Raw genomic sequence first — 18,081 nt, forward strand, 5'->3', positions numbered from 1 at the left:
CCACACGGCACCGACACTTATCGCGTCACCACGGCGGCCTCACCTCCCGACTCGACGACCGCGACCGAGCCGTCGCGGTCGGTGCGGTAGACCTTGGTGCCGCTCTCCGCGAGCCCTTGGACCGTGGCGGTGGCCGGGTGGCCGTAGTCATTGCCGGCACCGACCGGGACGAGAGCGACCTGCGCCTGCAGCGTACGCAGCCAGTCGAGGTCCTGATAGCGCGAGCCGTGGTGGGGCACCTTGAGCACGTCGATGTCGAGCTCGGCCAGGTCGTCGGCGAGCCGGTCCTGACCCTCCGGCTCGATGTCGCCGGTCAACAGCAGACGCAGGCCTCGGGACTCGACGAGAAGAACCACGCTCGCGTCGTTGGCGGTGGAGCCGTCGCCGGGGCCGCGGGTGTCGGACTCGCCCGTCGGCCAGAGCACCTGGATCCGCACCTCACCGACGGTGGTCGTGGCCGCGTAGGGAGCCGGAACCGGCACCACCCCGGCCGCACCGGCGGTCTCCCCGAGGACGCGTACGCCCTCGGGCGGGTCCTGGAGCCGCGAGGTCCACAGCTCCCCGACCCGGCGGCCGGCGAAGACGCCCTCGACGCCGTTGACGTGGTCGGCGTGGAAGTGGGTGATCACGGCGAGCGGAACGTCTTCGATCTCGAGGCGGTCGAGACAGTCGTCGACGAGGTCCGGATCGGGGCCGGCATCCACCACGACGGCACTCCCCGGCCCGGTGTGCACCACCAGCGCGTCACCCTGTCCTACGTCGCACATCACGAGCACCCATCCCGGCGGCGGCCATCCCGGGGTCGGCAGCCGCACCAGCGCGACCGCGAGCAGCACCAGGCATCCGGCCAACCCGGTGACCGGATGCCGCAGGATCCGCGGCCCCAGGAAGGCGATGGCGACACAGACGACCACGAGCACCGCCAGGGCCAGCGGCCCGGTCGCCCAGCCGACCTCCGCGGTCGGCAGCCCGGCACCGAAGCGGGCGACCGCGATGATCCAGGCGACGCACCACGTCGCGATCGTGCCCGCGACCATGCCGAGCGGATCCCACACCAGCCCGAGCACACCTCCCAGGAGACCGAGCACCGTCGCCGGCGCGACGGCGGGCTCGACCAGCAGGTTGGCAAGCACCGCGACCAGGCTGACCTGGCCGGAGATGGCGGCGACCACCGGAGTGCAGGCCAGCTGGGCCGCTGCCGGGACCGCGATCGCCTCCGCACACCACTGCGGCATCCAACGCCGCAGAGCGTCGCGCCACGGTGGCCCGAAGAGCAGGATGCCGGCCGTGGCCAGGACCGAGAGGGTGAACCCGATCGAGGTCGCCAGCCCGGGGTCGATCAGCAGCAGCCCGATCACCGCCGCACCGAGCCCGCGCAGCGCTCGCTGGCGTCCGTTGTGCGTCATCGCCAGCAGTCCGACCGCACCCATCGCGGCCGCTCGCACCACGCTCGGCTCGGTGCGGGCGAGCACGATGAACCCGAGGATGCCGAGCACCCCGACGGCGTACAGCCCTCTCCCCCGCACCCCGGCCCAGCGCGCGACGATGAGCAGGAATCCCACCACCAGGGTCAGGTTGGTGCCGGAGACCGCGAGCAGGTGGGTCAGACCGGTCGTGCGGAAGTCGTCCGCGAGGTCGTCGGAGAGACCGGTGTCGTCACCGTCGACCAGCGCCGGAACCAATGCCGCCTGGTCCGCTGGCCGGTGCGCCACCGCATCCCGGATCGAGCCACGCAGCTTCTCGGAGGCTCGCCACCAGATCCCCGGACCCGCGACGACTCGCGGCTGCCCCGCGATCAGCAGCGCCGACTCCTCGTGCGAGTCGCTGTCCCCCAGGCGGCCGGTCGTCGACACCGTCGCCCCGAGCGGAATGTCTGCCCAGGCGTCGCCGCCGAGCACGACCACCGGCGTACGCAGCCGGTAGACCACCCCGCGGCCCCTGATCTCTCGCACGCTGGCGCGCCGGAGCTGGTACGTCCTGTGCTGACCTGTCACCTCCTTCGGGTCGGTGGTGACGGTGGCGACCACCCGCACCTGCGCCTTGCGCGCGGCCAGGTCCGCCACCGGGTTGTCGCTGACCCGGGCGGCGTGCAGCCCCGCGACGACGGCGGTTCCGGCGACCATCAGTGCCAACGCCAGCGCCGTCGGGCAGCGCTTCCGAACGGCCCATCCACCGCCGATGCCGAGGAACGCGGCGAGGAGCACGAGCAGAACCACATCGGACCGTCCGCCGGCCACCACCACCGGCCCGGCCAACGCCCCCGCCCACGCACCGGCTCCGAGAAGCGGCAGCCGCAGGTCGTTCACAACGTGACCAGCGGTGCCAGCGAGTCGTAGGTCTTCGGTCCGATCCCGTCGACCTCGAGCAGCTCGTCGACGGAGGTGAACGCGCCGTTGGTGGTGCGCCAGTCGATGATCGCCTGCGCTGTCACCGGCCCCACTCCGGGCAACGTCTCCAGCTCCTCCAACGAGGCGGAGTTGAGGCTCACCCCCGCCCCTGGCGCACCAGCCGCCGGGGCGCCAGAGCCGGGCGCCGCGACGCCACCTCCCCCGTTGGGCGCACCGACCACGATCTGCTGACCGTCGCTGAGCAGAGCAGCGAGGTTGAGCCCGGCGAGCTGCTTGTGGGAGGCCCCGCCGGCAGCCTCGACGGCATCCACCACCCGGGAGCCGACCGGCAGCACGACGATGCCGGGCTTCGGCACCTTGCCCTCGACGTCGACCGTCACCGTCCCGGCCGACGCCCCGCCCGACGGCATCGCGGGCGTGCTCCCGGGCACCACCGAGGCGGTCGGCAGCGCGACCAGTGGGGAGGCCGAGGGCGAGGCCCGGGCGGCCGGCACCACCTCCGGGTCGGCGCGGATCATCCACCAGCAGGCCACCGCCAACCCGGCGACCAGCACCAGCGAGACGACGACGAGATGCCAGGGGCCGAGGCTCACCCGCCCACGCAGCGGCTCGGGCAGCACCGCATCAGGCGAGATCACGACCTGACGCCGAGACGCGTGGCGTCCCGGGACCGGCACCAACGGATCCAGCTCCGCGGTGTCGGTCGCTCTCGGCCCGTCCCACCACGGCGGCTGCCAGTCCTCCTCGCCCTCGTCCTCCTCCCCCGGCGGCTCCAGCTCGGCGCGCAGCTGCTCCAGCCGCCGGGCGACGGCGTCGGCGTGATCAGAGGTCGGTCGGGTCCGCATGACGCCGAAGCTATGCGCCCGCACCGACAGTTCCGAGCGCGTTCTCAGCGCCTGTGGAGAACCCGATCCTCAACCGTCCCTGTGGACGGTAACCGGCCCAGAATCAAGCCCAGAATCAGAGCTTGGGCCCCACCACGACCGCCACACACCCCGGCCCGACATGCGCACCGAGCACCGCGCCCAGCACTCCGACGCGTACGTCGCCGTTGATCTTGCCGTTCAGCTCGGCGGAGAGTCCCTTGCTCATCGCGGCCGCCCGGTCGGGGCTGCCCAGGTGAGCGACGACGATCTCGACGGCGTCCGCGTCCTCGCCCGCCTCGACCCCGAGCGCCTGCAGCCGCGCGATCGCCCGCTCAGCCGTACGCACCCGCTCGTGCGGCACGACCCGCCCGTCCTCGATCGTGAGCAGCGGCTTGACCGCGAGCGCCGTCCCGAGCAGGGCGGCAGCGGCTCCGATCCGCCCACCCCGGCGCAGGTACTCGAGCGTGTCGACGTAGAAGTAGGAACGAGTGGCGGCGACCCGCGCCAGCGCGGCCTCGCGCGCCTCGGCAGCAGTTCCGCCGCGCCCGGCCACCTCCGCGGCAGCCAGGACCGCGAACCCGACCCCGGGTCCGACCTGCCGCGTGTCCACGGTGGTCACCGGCACCGGAGCCTCCCGCGCCGCGAGCATCGAGGACTCGCATGTCGCACTCAGCTCCGCGGAGAGGTGGATGGAGACGATCTCCTCGAAGCCCTGCGCCGCGAGCTTTTCGTAGACCTCCGCCAGCAGCGCCGGCGAGGGCCTCGAGGTCGTCACCGTCTTGTGCGCCGCCAACGCCGTCAGCAGCGCCTCGGGCGACGTCTCCTCCACCCCGTCGTCGTACGACGTCCCATCCACGATCACCTGCAACGGCACCGATGTGATCAGCTCCGTGGCATCCCCGAGATCGGATGGAAGCATCGCGGTCGAGTCGGTCACGATCGCTACCCGGGCCATGTCAGAAGCCTACAGATCGACCCATCGCCTCGACAGCGCGAGCCGAGCCGATCAGACGACGATGTTGACGAGCTTCGGCGCGCGGACGATGACCTTGCGGACGGTCTGGCCCTCGATCGCGGCCGCGATCGTCGGGTCGGCCAGCGCGGCGGCCTCCAGGTCGGCCTCGGAGATCGAGGGCGAGACCTCCAGGCGCGCACGCACCTTGCCCTTGATCTGCACGACCGCCGTCACCGAGTCCTCCACGAGCAGGTGGGGCTCGACCGTCGGCCACGCAACCCGCGCAACCGTCGGCTCGTGCCCCAGACGCTCCCACATCTCCTCGGCGGTGTAGGGCGCGACCAGCGAGAGCAGGATCGCGACCGTCTCCGCGGCCTCACGTACGGCGGGGTCGGCGGGACCGACACCGGAGTCGATCGCCTTCCGGGTCGCGTTGACCAGCTCCATCACCCGAGCCACCACCACGTTGAACCGGTAGGACTCGATCAGCTGCTCGGCCTCGGCGACGGTCTTGTGAGTCGTACGCCGCAGCGCGACGTCCCCACCGGAGACGTCGACACCCGGGGACGACGTCACGTCTCCGGCCAGGCGCCAGGCTCGCTGCAGGAACTTCACCGAACCCGCCGGCGAGACGTCGGCCCAGTCGATGTTGTCCTCGGGCGGGGAGGCGAAGACCAGCGTCAGCCGGGTCGCGTCGACGCCGAACTCCTCCAGCACGTCCGACAGGTTCACACCGTTGCCCAGCGACTTCGACATCTTCTTGCCACCGTTGATGACCTTGCCCTGAGACAGGTACGCCGAGAACGGCTCGTCCCAGTCGATCAGGCCGATGTCGCGCAGCGCCTTGGTGAAGAAGCGGGCGTACATCAGGTGCAGCACAGCGTGCTCGTCGCCGCCCAGGTAGAAGTCGACCGGGCCCCACTCGCGTGCCAGCTCCGAGGAGAACGCCTGGGTCTCGTCGGTCGGCGACAGGTAGCGCAGGAAGTACCACGACGAGTCGACGAAGGTGTCCATCGTGTCCGAGTCACGTGTGGCCGGACCACCACACTTCGGGCAGGTGACGTTGACCCACTCCGAGGCCGCGGCCAGCGGCGAGACGCCCTTGGGCTTCAGGTCGGCGCCCTTCAGCTCCGGCAGCTGCACCGGCAGCTGGGCCTCAGGAACCGGCACCTCACCGTCGACCGGGCAGTGGATGATCGGGATCGGCGCGCCCCAGTAGCGCTGCCGCGACAGCAGCCAGTCACGCAGCCGGTAGTTGATCGTGCCCTTGCCGTGGCCCTCGGCCTCCAGCTTCTCGATGATCTTGTGGATGCCGCTCGCCTTGTCGGCGACGCCCTCCAGCTCCGGCGAGTTCACGTACGCACCGTCACCCGCGGTCGCGACGAACGTCTCCTCGGGGTTGTCCGCGCCCGGCACGTCGACCACGCGGCGCACCGGCAGCGAGAACGCCTTGGCGAAGTCCAGGTCGCGCTGGTCGTGGGCCGGGACGGCCATCACGGCGCCGGTGCCGTAGTCGGCCAGCACGTAGTCGGCCGCCCACACCGGGATCTGCTCGCCGTTGACGGGGTTGGTCGCGGTGACGCCCAGGTCGACACCGGTCTTGGGACGGTCGGTCGCCAGGCGGTCGATGTCGGAGGCCTTGCGTACGTCCTCCAGGTAGCCCTCCAGCGCAGCAGCCTGCTCCGGGGCCACGATCTCCTTGGCCAGGTCGGCATCGGCGGCGACGACCATGAAGGTCGCGCCGTACAGCGTGTCGGGACGGGTCGTGAAGACCGTCACCGTCCGCTTCTCACCAGAGGTCAGCGAGATCTCGAAGTCGACGTGCGCGCCCTCGGACCGGCCGATCCAGTTGCGCTGCATGTTGACGACCTTGCCGATCCAGGTGTCCTGCAGCTGGTCCAGGCCGTTGTAGAGCTCCTCGGCGTAGGCCGTGGTCTTGAAGTACCACTGCGTCAGGTCACGCTTGGTGACCACCGCGCCGCAGCGCTCGCACTCGCCGTTGACGACCTGCTCGTTGGCCAGCACCGTCTGGTCGTTGGGGCACCAGTTGACCGGCGACTTCTTGCGGTAGGCCAGGCCGGCCTCGTACAGCTTCAGGAAGATCCACTGCGTCCACTTGTAGTACTCCGGGTCGGAGGTGTGCAGACGGCGCGACCAGTCGAAGGAGATGCCGTAGCGCTTGAACGACTCCGCCTGGGTCTCGATGTTGGCGTAGGTCCAGCCGGCGGGGTTCTCGTTGCGCTTGATCGCGGCGTTCTCGGCAGGCAGGCCGAAGGAGTCCCAACCGATCGGGTTCAGGACGTCGAAGCCCTTCAGCCACCAGTAGCGGGCCAGCACGTCGTGCAGGGCGGTCACCTCGGCGTGGCCCATGTGCAGGTCACCCGACGGGTAGGGGAACATCGTGAGCGCGTAGCGCTTCTCGGCCCCCTCGCGCTGGCCCGCCTTGAACGGCTCCAGCTTCTCCCAGATGGGGCGCCACTTGTCCTGCAGCTCGGTGACGTCGTACGTCGCGTGCTCGGCCTGCTCCTGCGTCATTGGTCTTTCGTCCTTGTCGAGTGTCGTGCGTCAAGACTGCTTCTGGAACGATCCCTAGAAATAAGAAGGGCCCCTCACATGGAGGGGTAGCCGCGTGACCGGGGTGTGTCCCTCAGGGTCAGCGCGGCTGCCTAAGAAGCAGGACAGACATCTGCATGTGTCCAGGGTAGCCGACCACCGCCGCCATCGTCATACGCAGCCCGGCCATACCCCCGCGCGCGGCGCCGGTGACAGGGTCGAAGTCCTCTAGAAAGGCACTTTCGATAGTCCATGAGTTCTGCCCTGCGGATCGACCGACAGAAAATATCGCCGGAGGGGCTCTCACCTATTGCGACGACAAGTTCGAGCGTGCCAAACTGGCGACGCTCCGCTGCTCGTGATGTCGGTCGTGAATGAGGACCCCCCCATCTCATCCAAGGAACGCTCCGAGCAGCGGAGTCCAAGTTTTAGGGCACTCTCGCGCGCCAGGCCGGGGTCCCGTGCTTGCTCTCGACCAGCGCCGCGGCCTCGTCGATCGTGGCCTGATCCAGGCCGACGTACGCCGCTCCGAAGCTCTGCTCGAACTCCGAGAGCAGGGCGTCGATGACCTTCTTGCGGCTCAGCCCGGTCTGAGAACGGATGGGGTCGACGCGCTTGGCGGCGCTCCGAGTGCCCTTGTCGGACATCTTCTCCCGGCCGATCCGGAGCACCTCGAGCATCTTGTCGGCGTCGATGTCGTAGGCCATCGTGACGTGGTGCAGGACGCCGCCGGGGATCCGCTTCTGCGCGGCGCCGGCGATCTTGCCGACCGGCGAGGCGATGTCGTTGAGACCGGCGTAGGCGGCCTCGATGCCGACGCTGCGCAGGCCGCGCAGCACCCACTCGTCGAGGAAGGCGTAAGACTCCTGGAAGGACATGCCGGCCACGAGCGTGTCGGGGACGGCGAGGCTGTAGGTGATGGTGTTGCCCGGCTCGATGAACATGGCGCCGCCACCCGAGATGCGGCGTACGACCTCGATGCCGTGACGCTCGGCGGCGGCCTCGTCGACCTCGTTGGAGATCGACTGGTAGCTGCCGATCACGACCGCGCTGCTGGCCCAGTCCCAGAACCTCAGGTTGGGGGCGCGGCGGCCCTCGGCGACCTGGCGGACGATGACCTCGTCGAGCGCCATCTGCATCCGCGGCGACAGCGGCCCGGTCTCCACGATCTCGAGGTCGAGGTCGTCCCAGGTCGTGGCCCGGCCCAGCGCCCGCAGCACCGTCAGGGCGACGTCGCGGGTGCCGAAGCCGACCAGCTCGGCATCACGGGCGGCGACGTCGAGCACCGCGGTCAGCTGGTCGAGGGAGGCGTCGACCGACTGCCCCTCCAGCGCTTCGGTCAGCCAGTTCAGCGCCTCGTCGGGTTCCAGGAAGAAGTCGCCCGAGAGGACGACGTCGATGATCGTGTCAGCGGAGACTGTCGCGTCGACGACGACCAGCTTGCCGCCGCGTACCTTCCGCTCGCCATGCACTCTTTCGCTCACGATCTCTCAACGCCGTGACCGCGACGATTCATCCCGTCGAGACGTCACCCCGGTCGACCGAGACGTCACCCCGGTCGACCGAGACGTCGCCCCCGTCGGCCGAGACGTCACCAACTGCCCACTCGGCCGACGCAACTGACGCTTCGGCCGACCTACTTGACGCCTCGGCAGGGGTTCCTCAGACGGCCGCGCCGCAGGAGCCGGCGGTGTCGGCGAGACGGGTCAGGCCGGCGGGGCCTACGAGCGGGCGCGGGTCCTCGGCGAGCGTCCAGGCCCCGTCGACGAGGACGTAGTCGCCTCGGACGTCACCCGCGAGAAGAGCACGTACGCCGGCCACCAGCCGGTCCACGTCGGCGACCGAGGTGCCGATCCCGATGCTCGCGCGGACCGCGCCGCCGGTGAGCCCGAGACGCTTGAGGAGCGGCTGGGCGCAAAAGCGGCCGTCACGTACGCCCAGGCCGTGCTCGGCGGAGAGGTAGGCCGCGACCCGGCCGGGCTCGATCCCGTCGACCGTGAACGTGACGACCCCGACCGGCTCCTCGGAGTCAGGCCACAAGCGCAGGACGTCGACACCCTCCAGCTCGGACAGGCCGGCCACGAGACGCCCCCTCAGTGACGCCTCGTGGCGGTCCAGCTCGGCGGGCTCGAGGCCGCCGAGAGTCGTACAGGCAGCGGCCAGGGCGGCGGCGCCGATGACGTTGGGCGTGCCGCCCTCGTGGCGTGCCGGGGCGGGCTGCCACGTCGTTTCGCCCACCTCGACGTCGTCGACGGCCCCTCCCCCGGCGAGATAGGGAGTTCCGACGTCGAGCCAGTCGCGGCGCCCGACCAGGGCGCCGGCGCCGTAGGGGGCGTAGAGCTTGTGGCCGGAGAGGACGACGTAGTCGGCACCGGTGGCGGCGAGCGAGAAGTGGCGGTGGGCGAGCAGCTGGGCGCCGTCGACGAGGACCCGGGCGCCGTGGGCGTGGGCAAGGGTGACGATCTCCCCGACCGGCAGTGCCTCGCCGGTGACGTTGGAGGCGCCGGTGATCGCGACCAGGGCGAAGGTGCCCCGGGCCAGCTCACCGGCGAGGGCGTCGATGGTGCCGGCGAGAGTGTTCTGGCCGGCGACCACGGTGACGCCGGCCTCGACGCGGCGCCACGGGAGCAGGTTGGCGTGGTGCTCGATGTCGAGGACGAGCACCCGGCCGGGTACGCAGCCGGCCAGCAGGTTCACCGAGTCGGTGGTGTTGCGGGTGATGACGGTGACGTCGTCCTCGCGGGCGCCGACATAGGCGCCGATGGTCGCGCGCGACTCCTCGTAGAGGGCGGTCGAGACCTGGGACAGGTAGCCGGCGCCGCGGTGGACCGAGGCGTACCAGGGCAGGACCTCGGCCACCCGGTCGGCCACGCTCTGCAGCGCCGGTGCCGAGGCGGCGACATCCAGGTTGGCGTACGTCGTGGTCGTTCCGTCCAGCAGCGGGACCTGCGTGTTCGAGCCGACGAGCGGAAGCAGGGACATGGGGGCACCCTTCGGGTCATGGCTCCCCAGGGCTGCCCGGCGAAGCACGCGCTTGCCCGCGCCACCTCGGCGAGGGCCTGGTCGTCACCCGGAGCACCCCACCGCGTGGGAGGGTTGCCCGCCAGCAAGCCGGGGCTTCGCGCTGGCAGTCGTGACCTTCGCCGAAGATCGTGCCCGAGACCGCGTCAGCCCACCAACTCGACGTCTCGATCAGTGGACACTGATCTCACATCACGGACGCCCTTCCCAGGGCTTGCCGCCGCCTCCCCATCCGCCCCCACCGTCACCCTCGCAGGTGCCGAAGAACTCCGAGACCGGGTCGCACTCCTCGCCGTCGTCCTCCTCCGGGGGAGCGGGCGGAGCGATCAGCTCCTCCTCGTGCCCGGTCTCGGGATCCTGGCCGTCGACGTAGACGGGCTCGGGGAAGTTCTCGACCTCCTTGCCCTCCATGGCCTTCGCCATGATGGCCGCCCAGGTCTCGGTGGGATAGTCGGCGCCGAAGTAGGACGGCATCCAGCCGCCGTCGAGCTTCCCCTCGCCGTTGCCGCGTGAGTAGCGCACGGCGGTGGCGATCTGCGGGGTGAACCCGACGAACCACGACGAGCAGACGTACTGCGCGCTGGTGCAGGTGCCGGTCCCGGTCTTGCCGGCCACCGGGCGGCCGATGCTCTGAGCCTTCTGGCCGGAGCCGCTCTGCACCACACCCTGCATCGCGTACGTCACGTCGGCGGCGATGTCCTCGGAGATCGCGTGCCGGGCGTTCTTCCGGCCGTTCCAGCTGTAGAGGACGTTGCCGGCGCGGTCGCGGACCTTCTTCACCACGTGTACGTCGTGGCGGTAGCCGCCGTTGGCGATCGTGGCGTAGGCGTTGGCCATGTTGATCGGGCTGACATTGGCGCGGCCGAGGGCGATCCGGTCGTCGGTCTGGTGGTCGAAGTCGGTGGTGGTGCTGGGGATCCCCGGGAACTTCGGGTCCGCCTTCGCCGGGGCGACCCCCGCGGCGACCGCGGTGTCGTAGATCGCCTTGCGGCCCTCCTCGGGGCCACCCATCGACTCGGTCATGTCGATGTAGGCCGTGTTCACCGACTGCTCCATCGCCTTGAGCATGGTGATGTGCTGGCCGTAGTCCATCCCGTCCGCGATCCCGGCCTGCTCACCCTCGTTGACCACCTCGGAGCCGGCGTAGGTCGTGAACGGCGAGTCGCCGGCCCACGTCGAGTTCAGCGAGTAGCCCTTCGCGATCGCCGCCGCGGTGGCGAAGGCCTTCATCGTCGACCCGGCGTGACCACCGGTCGCGGCCCAGTTGTGCTGGCTGTCGAGGTAGTCCTGGCCACCGTAGAAGCCGAGCAGCGCACCGGACTCGACATCGACCGAGGCGGTCGCCACGTGCAGGGCGTTCTTCTGCTCGGGGTCGCCCTTGACGTACGCCTTCCGGTTCTTCGGCTTCACGGTCTTGGCCGCGGTCGCCGACGCCTTCATGACCTTGGGCGAGAGAGTCGCGGTGATCCGGAGGCCACCGCTGTCGATCTTCTCCTCGGTGAACAGCGGCTTGCCGTCGGCGCCCTTCAGGCCGAGCAGCTCGGCCTTGATCATGGTGAGCGCATGGCCGCGCTGACCGCCGAGCCGGATCGGCACCGTCTTCGCGGGGAACTTCGGCAGCGCGTCCTTCACCTTGTCGGCGTCGGCCTGCTTCAGGTAGCCGAGGTCGACCATGCCGGAGAGGACGTACTGGTAGCGGCCGAGCAGCTTCTCCTCGCCACGGAAGGTGCTGCTGGCGGGGTCGAAGCCGGCGGGGTTGTTGAGGATGGCCGCGAGCGCCACCGTCTCCCGCAGCGAGAGGTCCTTGGTGGACTTCGCGAAGTAGGCCTTCGCGGCCGCCTCGATGCCGTAGGCGCCGCGGTTGAAGTAGATCGTGTTGAGGTAGTCGGTGAGGATCTGGTCCTTGCTCTTCTGCCTGGTCAGCTTCAGGGCGATGACCGCTTCCTTCAGCTTGCGGGAGTAGGAGCGCTCGGCGCTGAGGTAGTAGTTCTTGACGTACTGCTGGGTGATCGTGGAGGCACCGCCGGAGGTGCCCTCGGTGGTGTTGGAGAAGGCAGCCCGCACGATGCCCTTCACGTCGACGCCGCTGTTCTCGTAGAACGTACGGTCCTCGGCGGCCACCACGGCGTGCTTGACGGTCTCCGGGATCTCGTCGGCCTCGAGCTTGATCCGGTTCTGGTCGCCGTCCTGGTAGCGGCCGAGCTCGGTCTTGCCGTTGCCGTAGTAGACGAAGGAGGTCTCGACCTCGAACGCGGCGTTGGGGTCCGGCACCGCGATCCGGTTGTAGGCCACGATCGCCGTCACCGACCCGATCAGGGCGATCGCCAGGAACCCGACCAGCGCCACCTTCGCCGTGACCTTCCCCCAGCGGCGCCAGGTCGTGGCCGGTGGACGACCGCCGGCGCTCCTGGATCCGGTGCTCCGGGTGGCCCACCTCTCGGCTGCCCAGGCCTTGGCCGGCTCGAGCTTGGCGAGCAGGTCGCGGGCCGCGGACGGCTTGGGATCCGCCCGACGCGCACCCGGTCGGCTGGGCACGACCCGAGGGGGCTCGGGCGCGATCCGAGGACCCTGCGCGGTGGGCGGAGGAGGCGGTCGCCACGACGGCGGCGGGCCGGTCGGACCCTTCGGAGGCTCGGCGCTCCGGTGTTCCATTGCTCCACCTGACCTAGGCGACTGACTGCGGCGGCCGTTGATCCTACCCGGGTGGGTATGACAACGGAGGCCGACCCCACAAGGGGCCGGCCTCCGTGTCAGTCGTACGCCGCGGCGTACGGCCTCAGATCACTTCTTGAGGTCGAAGCGGTCGTTCTCCATGACCTTGACCCACGCCTTGACGAAGTCGTTGACGAACTTCTCCTTGGCGTCGTCGGCACCGTAGACCTCCGCCAGGGCGCGGAGCTCGGAGTTGGCACCGAAGACCAGGTCGACGCGGGAACCGGTCCAGCCGTTGGTGCTGGTGTAGGTCGTCTCGTCGGCGGACGGGGTCCACTGCTGGTCGTAGTCGAGCAGGTTGACGAAGAAGTCGTTCGTCAGCACGCCCGGGGTCTTGGTGAAGACACCGAGGTCGGAGCCGTCCCAGTTGTTGCCGAGCACACGCAGGCCGCCGACCAGAACCGTGGCCTCGGGGGCCGAGAGGCCGAGGAGGCTCGCCCGGTCGAGGAACAGGAACTCGGTGGGGAGGTTGAGGAACCCGGAGTCGTAGTTGCGGAAGCCGTCGGCGACCGGCTCGAGCCAGGCGAAGTTCTCGACATCGGTCTGCTCCTGGGTCGCGTCGACGCGGCCGGCGGAGAACGGGACCGTGACGTCCTGGCCCGCGGCCTTGGCGGCCAGCTCGATGCCCACGCCACCGGCGAGGACGAGCACGTCGGCGAAGGAGACACCGGTCGCGGCCGCGATCTCCTCGTACTTCGCGAGGACCGGCTTGAGCTCCTCGGGCTGGTTGACCTTCCACGAGATCTGCGGCTCGAGCCGGATACGACCGCCGTTGGCGCCACCGCGGTGGTCGGACGTACGGTGCGTGGCCGCCGCCTTCCACGCGGTGGAGACCAGCTGCTGCACGCTCAGACCGGACTCGGCGATGGCCGCCTTGGCTGCGGAGATCGCGGCCTCGTCGGTCGCGCCGCCCTCGGCCGGGAGCGGGTCCTGCCAGAGCAGGTCCTCGGCCGGGACCTCGGAGCCGACGTAGCGGCTCTTCGGACCCATGTCGCGGTGGGTCAGCTTGAACCAGGCACGGGCGTACGCGTCGGAGAAAGCCTCCTGGTCGTCCCTGAACCGGCGGGAGATCTCGTCGAACTCCGGGTCCACCCGCAGCGCCAGGTCGGAGGTGAGCATGCGCGGCTCGCGCTTGCCCTCACCGTGCGCCTCGGGGACCATGTCGGAGCCCGCGCCGTTCTTCGGACGCCACTGCTTGGCGCCGGCAGGCGACTCGAACAGCTCCCACTCGTAGGCGTAGAGGATGTGGAAGAACTCGTTGTCCCAGCGGGTCGGGTGGTAGGTCCAGGTGACCTCGAGGCCCGAGGTGAGTGCGTCCGCGCCGACACCGGTGCCGTGGCCGTTCTTCCAGCCGATGCCCTGGTTCTCCAGCGGCGCGGCCTCCGGGTCGGGGCCGACCAGATCGTCGGGGTGGGCACCGTGGGTCTTGCCGAAGGTGTGGCCACCGGCGATGAGGGCGACGGTCTCCTCGGAGTTCATCCCCATGCGGCGGAAGGTCTCCTTGATGTCCACCGCGGACTTCATCGGGTCGGGCTCGCCGTTGGGGCCCTCCGGGTTGACGTAGATCAGACCCATCTGGACAGCGGCCAGCGGCGCCTGCAGGTCGCGGTCGCCGGTGTAGCGCTCGTCGTCGAGCCAGACCTTCTCCGGACCCCAGTAGATGTCGTCGTCGGACTCCCAGACGTCCGCGCGACCACCCGAGAAGCCGAAGGTCTTGAAGCCGCCCTCCTCCATGGCCACGTTGCCCGCCAGGACCATCAGATCGGCCCAGGAGAGGTTCTTGCCGTACTTCTTCTTGACCGGCCACAGCAGACGACGGGCCTTGTCGAGGGAGACGTTGTCCGGCCAGGAGTTGAGCGGCGCGAAACGCTGCTGGCCACGCCCGGCGCCACCGCGACCGTCGTGACTGCGGTAGGTGCCGGCGGCGTGCCACGCCATCCGGACGAAGAGCCCGGCGTAGCTACCGAAGTCAGCCGGCCACCAGTCCTTGGAATCGGTCATGACCGCGGCGATGTCCGCCTTGACGGCAGGCAGGTCCAGGGACTCGAAAGCCTTCGCATAGTCGAAGTCCTCGCCCATCGGGTCGCTCACAGGGGCGTCCTTGGCGAGAATCTTCAGGTTGAGCTTGTTCGGCCACCACTCCTGGTTGGCACTGCCGGCGGTGGGGTGAACGCGGCCTGCGTTCATCACCGGGCACTTGCTCACGGCCTCTTCAGACATGAGATTCCTATCCGTTTCTGATCGGACTGGCTGCTGCCAGACGCTGTGATTCACATGTGTTGCGCCGGCCGATGACGAGCTCAGCCGGCGCGGGCTCTACCCCTGGGACAGCCTGCAGTCCGCGCAGGTGCCCCAGTAGATGACCTCGGCCTCATCGACCGTGAAGCCGTTGTCATCAGATGCCGTCAGGCAGGGCGCATGGCCGACAGCGCAGTCGACGTCGGCGATCGCCCCGCAGGAGCGGCAGACCACGTGGTGGTGGTTGTCCCCGACCCGGGTCTCATAACGAGCCACCGAGCCGGACGGCTGGATGCGACGTACGATCCCGGCCGCCGAGAGGGCGGCGAGGGAGTCGTAGACGGCTTGATGGGAGACGTCCGGAAGCCGCTCGCGCACCGCTCCGAGGATGGTCTCGGTGTCGGCGTGCGCGTTCTCGGTGACGGCCCCCAGAACGGCCACTCGCGGGCGAGTGACGCGCAGGGAGGCACCTCTCAGCAACTGTTCGTAGTCCGCGTTCCCCACGCCTCAGACACTACGCCAATTCTTGAATGAGTCAAGAAACGGCGAGGAAATTTCTGACGGAAATCAATCCAGTTTCACGGTCTCCGGAGACTCCGGAGCCGGACGGGTCGCGAAGCGGCCGGCCATCACCGGGATCAGCACCGAGATCGCCAGCGGGATGACGAACATCGAGCGCTCCCCGAAGACCTCGGCGACCGCGGCGATCAGGGAGGCGGCGGCGAGATAGCCGGCGTAGTTGGCGAGGTTGACCCGGGCGATCGCGTCCTCGGCGTTGTCCGGGGAGATGTGCGCGGCGGCGACGAAGGACTGCGGCGGGACCATCGCCAGGCTGCCGCCGAGCACGGCGAAGCCGACCGCCGCCACGCTCCAGTGCGGGGCGACGACGATCAGCACCAGCGCACCGACCCCGACGATGCCGCCGGTCCGGATCACCCGCTCGGGACCGAAGCGGGCGACGAGGCGGTCTCCGGGGAGGCGTACGGCCAGGAGCACCAGCTGATAGGCGGCGTAGATCGCCGGTGCGACCGCCGCCGCGGCCCCGAGTCCGTCGACGACATAGATCCCGCCCCAGGCGGAGGCCGCCGAGTCGATGAACCACATCGCGAACGTCGGCACCGCGACCAGGAGGAGGGGCAGCCACGGCAGCTGGACCTTGGGGCGCTGCGTACTGCTGGCTCGATGCTCCGCCGCGTCGACCGCCTCCGGCGGCAGCAGGAGCCGGAACGTGGCGAGGTTGGCGGCCAGGCCGATGGCGGCAATGGGGATCATGTCCAGACCCAGAGGTACGCCGAGGGCGATCGTCGCGGTCGCATAGACGGCGCCGAGGACGGCCGCCGCGCTCCACATCGCGTGGAACCCGTTCATCAGCGGACGTCCGTACGCGTCCTGAGTGGCCGTGCCCTGCATGTTCATGGAGGCGTCGACGCCGCCGAGAAAGAAGCCGTAGACGCCGTTGAGCACCAGCAGCGTCACCATCGTCGGCGCGAAGGCGGGTGCGACCGCGGCCAGTGAGGCCCCGCCGAGCATCAGCGAGAGGGTCGCGGCGCTGCCGATCCTGGTGGCGAGGTGACCCGCGACGACACTGCCGATCGCCCCGACCGCGGTGGTGATGCCGAGCACCACGAACACGTCGCCGGCGCTGAGGTCGAGCTTCGTCGCGATCGACTCGAGCCTGGTGATCAGCGAGGCGAAGGTCAGTCCCTGGATCGCGAAGGCGACGAACACCGCCATCCGGGCCAGCTGGAGTCGGGTCATGGACGCGAAGTCTGCACCTTCACGTCGCGTTGGTCGAGCGTTTCAGGATCGCCCTCGCTGGTTGAGCCGCCGTCGCGAGGAACGAGCGACGGCGTGTCGAAACCAACACAGTCCCCGATGGCGCTCGAAGCGACCGTGTTGGTCTCGACACGCTCGCTGGCGCTCGCGGCTCGACCAGCGGCGCAACAGGGTCAGTTGCCCTTCAGTAGGCCGTCGAGGATCTTCTCGCCGTCCTTGCCGTCACCCTTGCTCAGGCTGTCGAACTCCTCGCGGAGCTGCTCCATCTCGCGCTTGGCGCTCTCGCCCTTCTCGACGAGGTCGCGGATCTGCTGGATCTGGTCCTCCCACTCCTGGGACTGGCCCTCGTCGATGACGTTCCAGCCCTCGAGGTTCTCGCGCCAGCGGTCGAGCCGGTCGAGACGGTTGAGGGTCTTGTTGTCCGACTGGTCGACGGGCTCGTCGGCCGAGTTGTCGGTGTTGTCGGAGCTGTCGGTGTTGTCGTCCGCGGTGTTGGAGTCGTCGGAGCTCTGGGACGGCTGGGCCTCAGCGGGAGAGGGCTCGTAGGCGGCCAGCCAGGAGGCGGCGAAGACGCACGCGATCACGATCGCCACCGCGCCGAGGAGACGGCCGGTCGGGAACTTCCGCAGCGACCTCGGGCGCGGCCCGCGGGCCGGAGGCGGGGTGCCAGGACTGGGCAGGACGCCGGTGCGGGAGTTGGCCAGCGCCATCGGCTCGTCGAGCGGGCGCGGCGCCATCGCCTGGGTCGGCCGCGGCGCCTGCCCGGCGGAGAGCCGGTCAGTGGCGTCGGGGTCGGCACCGCTGAGGACATAGCCGAGCTCGTGACCGACCTGGTCCATCGAGGGCCGGGCGGCCGGGTTCTTGTCGAGCATCCGGGTGGCCAGCCGAGCCAGGGGCGCGGGCACAGCCCGGAAGTCGGTGATCCGCGGCACCGGCTCGCTGAGGTGCATGTGCAGGATCTTGACCGGGTGCGGCGCGGAGTAGGGCACCTTGCCGGTGAGCATCTCGAAGAGCACGCAGCCGAGCGAGTAGACGTCGGCGGGCGGCCCGACCGGGTCGCCGGAGGCCTGCTCGGGCGAGAGGTAGGACGGGCTGCCGATCACATGGCCCGTCTGGGTCAGCCCGGCGTCGACCCCCGTCATGGCGTACGCGATGCCGAAGTCGAGCACGGTCAGCCGGCCGTCACCGTCGAACATGAGGTTGGCCGGCTTGATGTCGCGGTGCACCACACCGGCCCGGTGGGCCGCGCCGAGCGCGCCGGCGACCTGGCGGGTGTATTCGACCGCCATGTCGACCGGCATCGGGCCACGCTGCTGCAGCGGCTCCGCCAAGGTGGGCCCGGGCAGCAGCTCCATCACCAGGAAGACGTCGTTGTCGTCGCTGCCGGCGTCGAAGATCTTGACCACGTCGTCGTGGACGACCCGGGCGGTCGAGAGCGACTCACGGCGGAACCGCTCGGCCATCGTGGGGTCGTCCACGTCCCGCATCAGCTTCACCGCGACATCGCGGTCGAGGACGGTGTCACGCGCCCGCCAGACCTCGCCCATGCCGCCGGCTCCGAGCAAGGTGAGGAGCCGGTAGCGGCCGGCGATCGGGGGAAGCTCGTCCATGC

The 18,081-nt window shown here is 69.9% G+C and carries 11 protein-coding genes and 1 riboswitch; all 11 genes read right to left on the minus strand.

Going from position 1 to position 18,081, the window contains the following annotated elements; genetic code table 11:
• Positions 1-17 precede the first annotated feature (17 nt).
• The 11 genes from ABT304_RS01030 to ABT304_RS01080 all read right to left on the minus strand — a co-directional run bounded on the left by ABT304_RS01030 (position 18) and on the right by ABT304_RS01080 (position 18,079).
• Positions 18-2,306: a ComEC/Rec2 family competence protein gene (locus tag ABT304_RS01030; protein WP_350712931.1), complete on the minus strand. Its 2,289-nt coding sequence runs from the start codon at positions 2,304-2,306 to the stop codon at positions 18-20.
• The gene (locus ABT304_RS01035) at positions 2,303-3,193 is read right to left on the minus strand and encodes a helix-hairpin-helix domain-containing protein (protein ID WP_350712932.1); all 891 of its coding nucleotides are present in this window, start codon (positions 3,191-3,193) and stop codon (positions 2,303-2,305) included. The genes ABT304_RS01030 and ABT304_RS01035 overlap by 4 nt, the downstream gene beginning before the upstream one ends.
• A 115-nt stretch (positions 3,194-3,308) precedes the next feature.
• Positions 3,309-4,169: a DegV family protein gene (locus ABT304_RS01040; RefSeq protein WP_350712933.1), complete on the minus strand. Its 861-nt coding sequence runs from the start codon at positions 4,167-4,169 to the stop codon at positions 3,309-3,311.
• A 51-nt stretch (positions 4,170-4,220) separates the two neighbouring features.
• A complete protein-coding gene (gene leuS, locus ABT304_RS01045) occupies positions 4,221-6,704 on the minus strand; it encodes a leucine--tRNA ligase (protein ID WP_350712934.1) in 2,484 nt (827 codons plus the stop codon).
• 446 nt (positions 6,705-7,150) lie between these two features.
• On the minus strand, positions 7,151-8,206 hold the full coding sequence (gene lplB / locus ABT304_RS01050) for a lipoate-protein ligase small subunit (protein ID WP_350712935.1): 1,056 nt from the start codon (positions 8,204-8,206) through the stop codon (positions 7,151-7,153).
• Between the two features lie 178 nt (positions 8,207-8,384).
• Positions 8,385-9,704: an aminotransferase class V-fold PLP-dependent enzyme gene (locus ABT304_RS01055; RefSeq protein ID WP_350712936.1), complete on the minus strand. Its 1,320-nt coding sequence runs from the start codon at positions 9,702-9,704 to the stop codon at positions 8,385-8,387.
• A gap of 43 nt (positions 9,705-9,747) precedes the next feature.
• Positions 9,748-9,861, minus strand: a riboswitch (SAM riboswitch).
• Positions 9,862-9,935: 74 nt separating this feature from the next.
• Positions 9,936-12,278 (minus strand): transglycosylase domain-containing protein, encoded by a 2,343-nt coding sequence (locus tag ABT304_RS01060; RefSeq protein ID WP_350712937.1) that lies wholly within the window; start codon positions 12,276-12,278, stop codon positions 9,936-9,938.
• Between the two features lie 246 nt (positions 12,279-12,524).
• Complete coding sequence (gene katG / locus ABT304_RS01065) at positions 12,525-14,675, minus strand: catalase/peroxidase HPI (RefSeq protein ID WP_350712938.1); 2,151 nt, start codon at positions 14,673-14,675, stop codon at positions 12,525-12,527.
• A gap of 96 nt (positions 14,676-14,771) precedes the next feature.
• Positions 14,772-15,197 carry a Fur family transcriptional regulator gene (locus ABT304_RS01070; protein WP_350712939.1) on the minus strand — a complete coding sequence of 142 codons (426 nt, stop codon included), beginning with the start codon at positions 15,195-15,197 and terminating at the stop codon, positions 14,772-14,774.
• A gap of 63 nt (positions 15,198-15,260) precedes the next feature.
• Entirely contained in the window at positions 15,261-16,451 is a 1,191-nt protein-coding gene (locus tag ABT304_RS01075; protein WP_350712940.1) for an MFS transporter, read from the minus strand.
• Positions 16,452-16,642: 191 nt separating this feature from the next.
• Positions 16,643-18,079: a protein kinase domain-containing protein gene (locus tag ABT304_RS01080; RefSeq protein WP_350712941.1), complete on the minus strand. Its 1,437-nt coding sequence runs from the start codon at positions 18,077-18,079 to the stop codon at positions 16,643-16,645.
• Between the last annotated feature and the right edge of the window lie 2 nt (positions 18,080-18,081).

It is taken from the genome of Nocardioides sp. NPDC000445 (genome assembly GCF_040300245.1).
Lineage (GTDB): Bacteria > Actinomycetota > Actinomycetes > Propionibacteriales > Nocardioidaceae > Nocardioides.